Source organism: Halomonas sp. MES3-P3E, assembly GCF_002836035.1.
In the GTDB taxonomy this organism is placed as follows: domain Bacteria; phylum Pseudomonadota; class Gammaproteobacteria; order Pseudomonadales; family Halomonadaceae; genus Vreelandella; species Vreelandella arctica.
Genome location: NZ_PJBT01000021.1, coordinates 156,615 through 169,333 on the forward strand (window position 1 = coordinate 156,615; position 12,719 = coordinate 169,333).

Consider the following 12,719-nt stretch of genomic DNA (forward strand, 5'->3'; position numbering starts at 1 on the left):
CCATTAATGACACCACTCGGCGAAAAGGAACCAGGGTGCCAGAAAGAATTCTCACACTTACCAATCAACGCGGCCTGCATGCACGCGCGGCGACCAAACTGGTAAAATGCGGCCAACAGTTCACGGCGACAATACGTGTTCAAAAACAGCAACAGGTCGCTGACGCCGCCAACATCATGTCACTGCTGATGCTCGCGGCCCCTTGCGGTACCGAGCTAACCATCAACGCTGAAGGCGATGACGCCGAACAGGCGCTTGATGCTATTCAAGCGCTGTTCGATGCTCGTTTTGAGGAAGATCAGTAGCTTTTAATCTCCCGCTACGGTCATGGCATCAATTAACCAACTACCCGTGTGAACACTGCCACGGGTATCGGTGTCATCGCCAATCCCCACTAACCCGGCAAACATCCGCTCCAGGTTCCCAGCGATCGTAAACTCCTCGATCGGGTACTGTACTTTTCCATCCTCTACCCAAAACCCTGCAGCGCCACGTGAGTAATCACCGGTCACGCCGTTAACGCCCTGCCCCATCAGCTCGGTTACCCAAATACCCCGGCCCATCTCTTTTAATAGACTGTCACGGGATTGCAGTGGTGCCACCAAACGCACATTTCGTGCCCCACCGGCATTACCCGTGGTTTGCATACCCAGCCGACGAGCGCTGTAGGAAGAGAGCATATAGCTGGCAATGCTACCCTGATCGATAAAACGATTATTACGGGTTTGCACGCCCTCGCCATCAAACGGCGAACTCGCTGTGGCACCGATTTCCATTGGACGTTCTTCAAGGCTGAACCAATCGGGAAACAGCGGCGTGCCAAGCCGATCACACAGAAACGAGGCTTGGCGATATAAAGCACCACCGGCTAAACCACTCAGTAAATGACCAATCAAGCCACTGGACAGCGACGGGTCAAATAGCACTGGAAAGGTACCCGTGGGCGGACGTTTTGCGCCGAGCCTGCGCAGCGTACGCTCGGCGGCCTCACGGCCCACCTCGGCGGGGTCGCGCAGTGCCTTGGGATCGCGTGCAGAAGTGTAGTCGTAGTCGCGCTGCATACCGCTCGCATCCTGTGCAATCAGCATGCATGAAAGAGAGTGACTACTGCCCTTTTGGGTGCCTAAAAAGCCGTGGCTATTAGCATAAACGCGCACGCCTTCGCCACTCGAAAGTGATGCGCCATCCGACTGAGAGATACCGTCAACATCACGCCCCGCCTGCTCGCAAGCAAGCGCTAGCTCGATCGCCTCATCGGTTGTGAGTGCCCAGGGGTAATGCACTTCCAGATCGGGTAACTCGGTGGCCATCAACGATGCATCGGCCAACCCGGCGGCCGGATCTTCTCCGGTATAGCGGGCAATCGCCAGCGCTTTTTCTACCGCAGCCTGGATCGAGGCACTGCTAGCATCCGTTGATGAGGCACTACCTTTACGCTGGCCTACGTAAAGCGTCACGGCGATGCCCTGATCACGGGATAACTCAACCGTTTCAACTTCGCCCTGGCGTACGCTCACACCTATTCCCTGATCGACGCTTGCGCCTACTTCGGCAGCATCCGCGCCCAAGCGCTTTGCCAGCGCTAGCGCCTCTTCGGCCCGCGCGGTCAGTAACGACTGCTGCGCGGATGCATCAAATGCCTGTGCCATATGGCCTCCTTTCTCAACCGAATGTCTCCAAGAGAATGTCTTCGGCGAATCAATGTTGTACTCGCAGCTGGTATAATGCCGCAACGAATTTTATCTGTGAGCCACACTATGCGTAAGCAACGTCCCGACCCCGTTGAAGTAGAAGAGCAGGAAGAACGCCCAAGCAAGTCGCAACTCAAACGCGAAATGCATGCCTTACAGGCACTTGGGGAAACGTTAATCGCCATGCGACCGGCAGAGCGCGCCCGCTTTCCCCTTTCTGACGATATGCTGCGCGCTATCGAGGAAACCTCGCGCATTCGTTCTCATGAAGGCCGCCGCCGCCATATGCAGTACGTCGGCAAACTTATCCGTAAAGAGGACCTCGCCGCCATCCAAGGCGTGTTCGACTCCATTGATCAAGAGCAGGAACAGCGCGACCACGCGTTTCACCGTCTCGAAAAATGGCGTGAACGCTTAATTGACGAAGGCGATGATGCTGTTGACCTGTTCATGGAGGAGCATCCCGATGCGGACCGCCAAACGCTGCGTCAATTAATTCGCAACGCCCAGCGGGAACGCGAGCAGGGCAAACCACCGACCAGCTCGCGTAAGCTCTTCAAACACCTTCGCGAAACCTTAGCGCTTTAAAAAAACTTTTTTAAGACTGCGTGCCGCCAACGGTCAGCTCATCCAATTTGAGGGTAGGCTGGCCGACACCGACCGGCACGCCCTGCCCCTCTTTACCGCACACGCCGATACCAGTATCCAACGCCATATCATGACCAATCATGGATACCCGCTGCATCGCTTCTGGGCCGTTACCAATTAACGTGGCTCCTTTCACCGGCGCCGTTACTTTGCCATCTTCAATGAGGTAGGCTTCGCTGGCGGAGAACACGAATTTACCCGAGGTAATATCCACCTGGCCGCCGCCAAAGCTGACCGCGTAAATACCGCGCTTTACGCTTTTGATAATATCGCTAGGCTCATCCTGACCAGCCAGCATGACTGTATTGGTCATGCGTGGCATCGGCAAGTGGGCGAAAGATTCACGTCGCGCGTTTCCTGTGGGCGCCATGCCCATTAATCGGGCATTGAGCTTATCCTGCATATAGCCCGTTAAAATGCCGTCTTCAATAAGCGGCGTATACTGACCCGGTGTCCCTTCGTCATCCACGCTCATTGAGCCACGGCTATCCGATATCGTCGCATCATCGACAATGGTGACGCCTTTAGCGGCCACGCGCTCGCCCATCTTGCCGGCAAAGGCGGAACTGCCTTTACGATTGAAATCACCTTCCAGGCCGTGCCCTACCGCTTCATGCAGCAAGATCCCCGGCCAGCCGGATGCCAACACCACAGGCATTTGCCCTGCGGGTGCATCGATGGCTTCCAGGTTGACCAATGCCTGACGCACCGCCTCTTTGGCGTAATGCTCCGCCACTTGATCATCGCGCAGTTTAGCCATGGAGTAACGACCGCCACCACCGGCGCTGCCGCGTTCGCGACGCCCATTCTTAACTGCAATCACGCTGACATTGAAGCGCACCAGCGGGCGGATATCGGCCGCCAACGTGCCATCACTAGCCCGTACCAACACCACTTCATAAGTGCCCGATAAGGAGGCACTTACCTGGCTAATACTGGGATCGGCAGCACGCGCCACACGGTCAGCCTGTTTCAGCATGGCGACTTTTTCTTCAGCACTCAGGCCGGCCAAGGGATCAATCCCTGCATAGCGCGACATGGCGGACACTGGACTAACCAGCTGCCCAGGCAAGCGCTTACCACTGCGCACAATGCCAGCCGCGGTGCGACCGGTATCCATCAATGCATCAGCGGTAATTTGGTTGGAGTAGGCAAAACCGGTCTTCTCACCCGCCAGCGAACGCACGCCGACACCGCCATCGATATTATAACTGGCCTCTTTTACCTCGCTATCTTCCAGCACCCAGCCCTCTTGCCAAGTCCGCTGAAAATAAAGGTCGGCGTAGTCAATACCCGCGCCCATGGCGTAGCCTAGCCCTGTTTCCAGAGCGTCTAAATCCAATCCTCCGGGAGTCAACAGGATGGCTGCAGCGGTATCTACATCACTTTTATATGCGGTCATTGGGGGCCTTCTAAAGTAACCTGCGGCGAGGTCCAAGGGCCTCGCACGCGATAATGAAGCGTTGTGGCGCGATCTAGGGCATCGCCAAACAGTTGATCGGCGAGGAATAGCGCGCCGCCGACGATGGGCGCACCAACGGCAATGGCCGCAATCGGCAAACTTTGCGTCACTGGCAGTGTGACGCCAAGCCGCTGGTCAAGTTCACGCGTTACAAGGTCGACGTTGCCTGTCAACGTTAGGGTGGTGGCCGGGGCGTCAATTTGCAATGGGCCGCGAAGTGTTAGCAGTCCACCGGTTACATCGGCGGTACCGTTGACACGGTCAAATGCAGTGCCTTGGCCGGTAACGTCAGAAAAATCCAAGCGCAGCCGTCGTAAGATGTTATCGAAATTGAGCAAGCCGATTAACCGCGCCGGTGCCGATTCCAGGGTGACAAAGCTGCCGTCACGAATGTCAGTGCTGATATAGCCATCGGCATGCCTTAACGCCAGTTGCCAGGGGGCGCCCGGCCAATCCAGCGAGGCCACCACATCGGTGCTGCGGCTGCGCATGGCCACAGGCTGGTCTAGGCGCTCAAGGGCGGTGCCGATATCCCCACCTTGAATTGAGATGTCCGCACGGGTGTGGCTGGATGCGGCGTTACCCTCCCAGTGCAGCTCGCCTCGTGCGGAGAGCTGGCCCAGGGTCAAACCAACCGGAGTGAGCGAAAAGCGCTCTCCATCGGTTTTCCAGTAGGCGGTCAACGGACCGAAACGGCGGGGCCCCATGGAAATTTCGGCTAACCGTAATCGCCCATTAGGCACATCGGCCAGCCAATCGGGAATGGCGGCTGGCGCCTCGCGCTGGGTTTTAACCGCTTGCATCCAGGAGTCTGGCGTAGGCGAATCACTATCATGTTGCTTGTTAGCTAACACCAGCAAACGATCAAGCGACAACGCTTCAATCGTCATATCCAAAGGCTGCGGCGATTGCACATTATACTGCAAACGCCCGGTCACAAGATTACCGCTTAAATCCATATCAATGAGGTCACCGTTCATACCACCGGTGGCACTAAGGCTGCCTAAACACTCATCTTGATAAACCACGCAGGGTGTCGTTAACGCTACTGTTAAGGGCACCTGACCGTTGCCACTGCTGGGCGTAGATGCGCCTTTTGCCATTAACGGTGCAATCGCCTGCTGCCAAGCCAGCGGGTCAATACGCGGCACATCGGCATCAATGCTTAACCCGGCCTGCGTAGGCCAAGTGTGCGTGCGCGTTGCCTCATTGCCTAGATATAGCGACCCAGCAATAGAGCCATTGCGCTGCTGAAGTCGCGCGGAAGCAATATCAGCCAAACGGCTTTCGATCTGTCCAGCTTCAATGTCAGCCGTCACGCTCCAGGGCCATGGCTGCTGGGCCGACTTGGCAAAGGGTGCCGGTAAATGACTGGTGACACCGAGTAAACGGCTTTCCAGGCGCAGGGTTGGCGTGGGCATTAAGCTGACATTGCCTTGCCACTGTAGCTGCCCTTCTAACGGCAGGCGCCCTTGGCTGTCATTTAACCCAGCAAGCTCAAAAAGTGCAGAGGTCGCTACATTACCCTGCAGCTGTATTCTGTCGTTTTGGGTGTGGATATCTGCGGCTATTTGTCCGCCTAGCAATTGGCCACTGGCGTCACCCACCAGCCCGCTGCTCTCTCCGTCCTGCAGCCAAGCGAGGTCACCCTGGACCGACTGAAGCCGTAAACCCAGCGGCTGGTAAACCACTTCGGAGAAGCGTGGCAAGGCGTTAATTTCCAGTTGCAGCGCATCAGGCGTTTCCAGCGGTAGCGACAAGGCAATATCGCCATTAACATCGCCCGTTACGCGCAGATCACTCAGTGGGGAAAGATCAATATCGGGCATCGCCTGTAAAAAGGTCGTTAACGCCGAACCATCCGCCTTCAACTGGCCCGATAGATTAAGTATCTCATTCTCCATCACCACTTCACCCTCTGAAGCAGTAACACCATGGCTTTGAGCATGTTCAACTTCAGCCTTTAACACCTTATTTTGCCATTTCAGACGACCCTCAACGTCATCAAGGCGTGGCCAGCCTGGCGCAATCGGCAAATGGCCTTGTGTAATTGCCAGCGCAAGTGTGGCGGTAAAATCCTCAACGGTTACCGTTTCTCCTAAGGGCTGGCTTAGCTGTAACGACCCCTCGGTGACATAGCCACCGATATCGTTGAGCAGCCAATCGCGTAGCCCTTCATCCATCACGCTAAGCGGCAGCCATTGAGCCAGTGGTCTGTCTAGCGCGTCCACCTCACTAAAATCTAGATCTAAGCCAAAATGGCCGCGCTGATTACCGGTGACTAAACCAAAACCACCCGACACCTGAGCGCCATCCCAGTCAACGCTGAGGTTCTTGCCACTCACCATGGTATTGGGACCATCGTATACCCACTCTACTTCTCCTTCGGCACGTCTTAACTGCATGGGAGCGGCAAAAAACTCGGGGAAATAGAGGGTACTGTCGCCGTCGCTGCTAAACAGTACACGGCCACGAAAATCCCGCGCCTGCACCCAGGCATCCAACGGGCCACCGCCTGGGGCCTGCTGCCAAGGCGAGACCTCGACACCGGTTAGGGCCGCATTGACTCCCCAGCGACCATCTTGCTGCCCAACGTGCAACCCCTGCACTTGCCCGCGGGGGGCAAGGGTTTGCAATACTCGCGTTACTGACTCAGGTAGCAATACATAATCGCGCCAGGCTGTCAGCGAGGCGAGTTCAAAGGCACTGGTGCGAACTTCCCACATCCCTGGTTGATGGGTGGCGTGCCAGTATCGCGGCAAGGCCGGACCAACGCTGCCCCCGGGGGGTTGCGCCCACTCGACGCTCTCGGCGTCACCACTTAGCCAGGCCTCGCCCCCGTCGCCGTCACGCTGCCATAAGCCATTCGCTGCAATATCCCTTAGCACCGCGTATTGAACATTATGGCGAAGGGTTAACTGGGGCACATTGACGGCAACACGGGCTTCCTCAAGACGTCCAGCGCTCCAGCGGCCCCATAACCGCGCACTCCCCCCAGCCTGCTCTAAATAGGCGGCATGATCAGGACGGAACATAGCGGCCAACACTACCAATTGGTCAAGCTGAATATCCAGCTGCAGTGCTGCAGAAAAGTCGCTCAAGCCATGTTGACCGGGCTGCATCTCAACCTTAATTTCAGCCGCGGGAAGGGCAACCTTGCGCGCCTGCTGGAGGGATTCTGCAATATTGATCGCGCCTTCCAGCCGTGTGCGCCGTTCATCGCCAGTCAGCAGCAGCGTCTCGGCATGCAACATCACGGTATCGTGTCTACCATGCAGCACCACGCGGGTGTCATCTACCCATAGACGCTGGCGCAATATGAGTTCAGCCCAGTCATCAATAGCGGCCAGATCGACCTCCGGTTCAGCCGCCATTAATAGCGGCAACTCGGCCGGCTCAGGCCATTGCCAAGAGGCTCCCGTGCCTTGATAGAGATGAAACTCGGTTCCGCTTATGCGTGCGTCGCTAAAAATCGGCGCCATATTGACAAGCGACGCCCAGGTATCCAAACGCAGCCCCGCATGGTCCAGGGAAAACAGTGCTTGGCCATCAGGCGTTTCTGCGTTCAACCCATCAAGGCGTAACAGCAGGTCGCTCCGGGCGAAGGAAAGCGATAACCGCTCAATAGTAACCGGCACGCCAATACGCGCTTCAAGCAGCGCTTCAATGCGGGGGGTAAGAGCGTCGGATTGACTAAAAGCCAAGCGAAGCAGTAGCAGCAACACAGCGGCGCTACCCAGCAGCCAAGCCGCTATCAGTAAACTCCAACGCACCAGCGAACTAGTCTGCATGATTACATCAGTACGATATCGTACTGCTCTTGGGAGTAGTGCTGTTCAACCTGGAAGCGGATCGTTTTATTAATAAATGTCTCCAGGTCTGCTACCGCAGCTGACTCCTCATCTAATAGACGATCAACGACTGACTGCGAGGCAAGCACCATGTAAGTTTCGGCACTGTAGGCGCGCTCCTCTCGGAGAATCTCGCGAAAGATTTCATAGCAGACCGTTTCCGGGGTTTTCAGCGTTCCACGGCCACTGCAAGTGGGGCAGGCTTCACAGAGCGTCTGCTCCAAACTTTCCCGGGTACGCTTACGAGTAAGCTGAACAAGGCCTAGTTCGGTGACGCCGGTACACTTGGTTTTGGCGTGATCGCGCTCTAAGGCTTTTTCCAGCACCCGCAATACCTGCCGCTGATGCTCAACATCAATCATATCGATAAAGTCGATAATGATAATGCCGCCCAGATTACGCAGCCGAAGCTGGCGGGCAATCGCCGTCGCTGCTTCAAGATTGGTCTTGAAAATGGTCTCTTCAAGATTGCGGTGCCCCACATAACCACCGGTATTCACATCAATGGTGGTCATGGCCTCAGTGGGGTCAATGACCAAATAGCCACCAGACTTGAGCTGTACCTTACGGCCTAACGCTTTCTGGATCTCATCTTCGACGCTGTAGAGATCAAAGATGGGGCGCTCGCCGGGGTAGTACTCAATACGCTCAACCGCAGCAGGCATAAACTCTTCAGCAAACTCTACCAGCTTGACGAAGTTTTCTCGTGAGTCGATACGCACTTTTTCGATATCGTCGCGCATAACGTCGCGTAGCGTACGCATAAAGAGCGGTAAATCATCATAAATCACGCTTTGTGGCGTCGCGGTAACTTTACGCTCACTTACCTTGCGCCATAGACGCAGCAAGAAATACATATCGCCTTTCAGTTCTTCATCGCCCACCCCTTCAGCGGCGGTGCGAACAATAAAGCCACCCGTCACTTCCAGCGTTTGCTCTGCTACGCTGCTATCCAGCAGTGCCTTTAAGCGCTCGCGTTCACGCTCATCTTCAATGCGCTGCGATACGCCATGGTGCGGCGAGTCCGGCATGTAGACCAAATAACGGGAAGGGATCGAAAGGTGCGTGGTTAAGCGCGCCCCTTTGCTACCAATAGGATCTTTAGTGGCCTGTACCACCAGCGCCTGCCCCTCGTGAAGCAACTGACCGATAGTTTGCTGCTCATCTGGAGGCGTACCTGGCGGCATTACTTCATGGGCATGAATAAACGCCGCCCGCTCTAAGCCAATATCAACAAAAGCAGCCTGCATTCCAGGCAGCACACGCACTACTTTGCCTTTGTAGATATTGCCCACGATACCACGCCGACGGGAACGCTCGATCAGTGCCTCTTGCAAAACACCATTTTCAACCAGCGCGACGCGGGTTTCCATTGGCGTTAAATTGATGAGAACTTCACCGCTCATGCAAAATTCCTTGTTGGTTGACGTATTCCTTGCCAGCGATCTAGGCGGCGCTCTCATCCAAGGGGAGTTAAACGCGCTGCCAGATGGGGACTCCCTGTCGACGTAGCAAGTGTGCCGTCTCAAACAGTGGTAGCCCTACCACCGCCGAATGACTGCCATGAATCTGTTTTACAAAGATCGCTGCTAATCCCTGTATGGCGTACCCACCTGCCTTATCAGCGGGCTCGCCGGTACGCCAGTAGGCAGCAATCTCATGTGCTTCTATTTCTCGCATGGTCACCTGGGTGATCACGCAGCAGGAGAGCATACCTTCAGGCCCACTCACCGCCACGGCGGTCAGCACTTCATGCTGCCTCCCGGAAAGCAGCCGCAGCATATCAGCCCCCTGCTCGGCATCCACCGGTTTACCTAGAATTCGCCCATCAACGACGACAGCGGTATCTGAACCTAACGTAGGTAAGTCAGTTAGGGGGGCTGCCGCCTTGGCTTTGGCAATCGCTAAGCGCTGTACATACGCTTGGGCCGACTCACCAACCAGTGGTGTCTCATCAATATCACAGGGGTTAACCGTGACCGACACACCAATAGATTCCAGCAAGGCCCGACGGCGTGGTGAGGCAGACGCTAAGCATAAAACAGGTGCGGTCATGAAGCGGCCAACCGGCGCTCGAATGCTTGGAACATGGTAGACAACCACGGCCATAAAAATGCACTGATCAGCGAGGGAATTAAAAAGGCCAGGTGAATTGAAAAATCACCCACGATGGTGCGCAGCCACTGCGCGACGAGCTGCACTAAGCCGAGCAACACCAACACGAGAGCCGACTGTTGTACCAGTGAATAAGCCCGGAAGCGTGGGTACACCAATGCACAAAGGAACGCTAAGAGCGAATAGATGAGAGCATGCTGCCCAAGCGCGGTGCCTTCGATTAAATCCATCAAAATGCCTAGTACAAAGCCATGAAAAACGCCGACTCTGTCGGGAGCTCGCATACACCAGTAAATTAGCATAAGCCCCAGCCATTCAGGCCGATATACCTGCCAGCCATCGGCCAGCGGCATGACTTGCAAACATAACGCCAATAGCAGGCTTAGCCAAATAGCTAAAATAGGCACAACCGGTGCACGCGCCATCAGGGCACCTCTTGATCGGGATTAGCAAGCCGTAGCGAGGAGCGTAACGCCTCTGCCGAGATATCCAGCGTTTCATCCCACGCATGCTCTTCCACTTCCACACGCGGAGGCGGGAAAAGCAGCAAAAAGTGGCGCGAGCGTTGTAACTGCGCCATGGGCTCGGCCGTTACACGCGCAAAGGGCTTACCAGGGTCGTGGAAAACCTCTGTTACGCGTGCGACGGGATACCCCGGCGGGAAACGCCCCGCTAACCCTGAAGTGGTTAGCAAGTCACCCTCACGAATATCCGCTGTATCGGGGACATGCATCACATTAACACTGCTGTAACGCCCGGCCCCCTGAACAATAAAGCGTAACCCATTACGGTTTAGCTGGACCGGCAAGGCATGACTGGCATCCGCTAATAGCAAAACGCGACTGGAATAGGCAGAGACAGCAGTAATTTGGCCCACCAAGCCAGAGGCGTCGATAACCGGCTGCCCCACGTAGGCGCCGTTACGGTGCCCACGATTGACTACCATTTGATGACTAAAAGGGTCATTATCCAGCGATAAAAGCTCCGCCGTGATATAGGGAATCTCACGACGTTCAGCGGCCCTTAGCAATTCGCGCAGCTCGCTGTTTTCCGCTGTTAAATTCGCCATTCGCTGACCACGATGGGAAAGGGTAAGAATCTGCTCACGCAGGCGACGGTTTTCATCCACCAGGGCCTGTTGATCAGAAAGTGCCAGCGACCCCCAATTCAACAGGTCACTAGGCACGCTAACCACCCATTGGATAGGGGCAACAACTGTCGACAGTTGCGCACGCACTTGTTCCATACGCGTGAAACGCTGGTCGACAAACATCAAAGCACTGGCAGCCAATACGCAAAAAAACAGCCGATAGCCCGGCAGTGGCCCGTGCGAAAACAGCGGCTTAATAGGCAATCCCCCGCAATTAACCGCTGCGATTAGTCGCTCGACAGCAACTCAAAGGTGTGCTGATCAATCATTTCCAGCGCTTTACCACCGCCACGAGCAACACAGGTCAACGGATCTTCAGCCACAATCACCGGCAAACCTGTCTCTTCAGCAATGAGCTTATCCAAATCGCGCAACAAAGCACCGCCACCCGTTAACACCAAGCCACGCTCGGCGATATCGGACGCCAATTCAGGGGGAGATTGTTCAAGCGCGCTTTTGATCGCTGCTACAATGGAACCCAGCGTTTCCTGCAATGCTTCCAGGATTTCGTGGGAATTGAGCGTAAAGCTGCGCGGGATACCTTCAGCCAGATTACGGCCACGCACATCAATTTCACGTAGCTCGCCACCTGGGTAGGCGCAGCCGATCTCTTCTTTGATGCGCTCAGCCGTCGCTTCACCAATCAAGCTGCCGTAGTGACGACGCACGTAAGCAGTGATCGCTTCATCAAAGCGGTCGCCGCCCACCCGGATAGACTCGGAATAGACCACGCCATTGAGAGAAATAATCGCGATTTCAGTGGTACCACCACCGATATCGACCACCATCGACCCTTGCGCTTCATCAACCGGAAGACCCGCACCAATAGCCGCTGCCATGGGCTCTTCAATCAAGAACACCTCGCGAGCACCAGCACCTTCCGCTGACTCGCGAATCGCCCGACGCTCGACTTGCGTTGACATGCAAGGAACGCACACCAGCACTCGTGGGCTGGGGGTTAGGAAAGTGCTTTGGTGAACTTTACGGATAAAGTGCTGAAGCATCTGCTCGGTGACGGTGAAGTCGGCAATGACACCATCTTTCATCGGCCGAATTGCCGTAATGTTGCCAGGCGTACGCCCCAGCATTCGCTTGGCATCAGTACCGACTGCCGCGACGCTACGCATATTGCCTGACTGGCGGATAGCAACCACGGACGGCTCATCAAGCACGATGCCGCGACCGCGTACATAAATCAGTGTGTTGGCTGTACCCAGATCAATCGATAGATCGCTGGAAAACAGCCCCCTTAAACGTTTAAACATGGATGTTGTTACCTAGTGCAGACCGGGAACCCTGTGCGGATGCAAACGGTATCACCGCAACCCCCTGGCAGCAAGCACGAGTCGTGCCTAATACTGCCCGTTAAGGCCAATATGTGGTACCTTTTGCGGCTATTTTCCACGTCTGCTACACAAGACGTTTTTTTGATATCGGTATGTATACCGCTTAAAGCGGATATTGTTCAATTACGTTTACGAGGAATATCGATCATGGCGCTTGAAGAATCTCATGTGCGCCGGGCCGCTCACTTGGCCCGACTCGCCGTCAGCGATGACCAAGCCAGCGGCTTTGTAGAAGACCTAAGCCGGATTCTGGACATGGTCGATCAGCTACAAAGCCTTGATACTGAAGGTGTTAAGCCGCTCGCTCATCCGTTAGATGCGACTCAGCGACTGCGCGCCGATGAAGTCACCGAATCTAACCAGCGTGATACCTTTCAGCGCTGTGCTCCGGCAGTGGAAAACGGCTTGTATCTGGTGCCTCGCGTCGTTGAATAACCGCGTCGTCGAGCTAACCCG

At 55.6% G+C, this 12,719-nt stretch carries 11 protein-coding genes; 3 read left to right on the forward strand and 8 right to left on the reverse strand.

What is annotated here, in order from left to right; translation table 11 throughout:
- Positions 1 to 35: 35 nt before the first annotated feature.
- Positions 36 to 305: an HPr family phosphocarrier protein gene (locus CXF87_RS07945; RefSeq protein WP_008958647.1), complete on the forward strand. Its 270-nt coding sequence runs from the start codon at positions 36 to 38 to the stop codon at positions 303 to 305.
- Between the two features lie 3 nt (positions 306 to 308).
- On the opposite strand, the gene pmbA is transcribed toward CXF87_RS07945, so the two are convergent.
- Positions 309 to 1,649 carry a metalloprotease PmbA gene (gene pmbA, locus CXF87_RS07950; RefSeq protein WP_101146243.1) on the reverse strand — a complete coding sequence of 447 codons (1,341 nt, stop codon included), beginning with the start codon at positions 1,647 to 1,649 and terminating at the stop codon, positions 309 to 311.
- A gap of 108 nt (positions 1,650 to 1,757) precedes the next feature.
- Between pmbA and yjgA the strand changes: the two genes are divergently transcribed.
- Entirely contained in the window at positions 1,758 to 2,279 is a 522-nt protein-coding gene (gene yjgA, locus CXF87_RS07955; protein WP_101146244.1) for a ribosome biogenesis factor YjgA, read from the forward strand.
- A 10-nt stretch (positions 2,280 to 2,289) separates the two neighbouring features.
- On the opposite strand, the gene tldD is transcribed toward yjgA, so the two are convergent.
- The 7 genes from tldD to CXF87_RS07990 all read right to left on the reverse strand — a co-directional run bounded on the left by tldD (position 2,290) and on the right by CXF87_RS07990 (position 12,182).
- The gene (tldD, locus tag CXF87_RS07960; protein ID WP_008958644.1) at positions 2,290 to 3,741 is read right to left on the reverse strand and encodes a metalloprotease TldD; all 1,452 of its coding nucleotides are present in this window, start codon (positions 3,739 to 3,741) and stop codon (positions 2,290 to 2,292) included.
- On the reverse strand, positions 3,738 to 7,592 hold the full coding sequence (locus tag CXF87_RS07965) for a YhdP family phospholipid transporter (RefSeq protein WP_101146245.1): 3,855 nt from the start codon (positions 7,590 to 7,592) through the stop codon (positions 3,738 to 3,740). Before CXF87_RS07965 ends, tldD begins: the two co-directional genes overlap by 4 nt.
- 2 nt (positions 7,593 to 7,594) lie before the next feature.
- Complete coding sequence (rng, locus tag CXF87_RS07970) at positions 7,595 to 9,058, reverse strand: ribonuclease G (RefSeq protein WP_008958642.1); 1,464 nt, start codon at positions 9,056 to 9,058, stop codon at positions 7,595 to 7,597.
- A gap of 67 nt (positions 9,059 to 9,125) precedes the next feature.
- Complete coding sequence (locus CXF87_RS07975; RefSeq protein WP_101146246.1) at positions 9,126 to 9,707, reverse strand: Maf family protein; 582 nt, start codon at positions 9,705 to 9,707, stop codon at positions 9,126 to 9,128.
- The gene (mreD, locus tag CXF87_RS07980) at positions 9,704 to 10,192 is read right to left on the reverse strand and encodes a rod shape-determining protein MreD (RefSeq protein WP_008958640.1); all 489 of its coding nucleotides are present in this window, start codon (positions 10,190 to 10,192) and stop codon (positions 9,704 to 9,706) included. The genes CXF87_RS07975 and mreD overlap by 4 nt, the downstream gene beginning before the upstream one ends.
- Positions 10,192 to 11,121, reverse strand: a complete 930-nt coding sequence (gene mreC / locus CXF87_RS07985) for a rod shape-determining protein MreC (RefSeq protein WP_101146247.1) — start codon at positions 11,119 to 11,121, stop codon at positions 10,192 to 10,194. The genes mreD and mreC overlap by 1 nt, the downstream gene beginning before the upstream one ends.
- Before the next feature lie 23 nt (positions 11,122 to 11,144).
- Positions 11,145 to 12,182, reverse strand: a complete 1,038-nt coding sequence (locus CXF87_RS07990) for a rod shape-determining protein (protein ID WP_008958638.1) — start codon at positions 12,180 to 12,182, stop codon at positions 11,145 to 11,147.
- A gap of 228 nt (positions 12,183 to 12,410) precedes the next feature.
- Here CXF87_RS07990 and gatC point away from each other — a divergent pair, with 228 nt between their 5' ends.
- Positions 12,411 to 12,698 (forward strand): Asp-tRNA(Asn)/Glu-tRNA(Gln) amidotransferase subunit GatC, encoded by a 288-nt coding sequence (gene gatC / locus CXF87_RS07995; RefSeq protein WP_008958637.1) that lies wholly within the window; start codon positions 12,411 to 12,413, stop codon positions 12,696 to 12,698.
- Positions 12,699 to 12,719 lie beyond the last annotated feature (21 nt).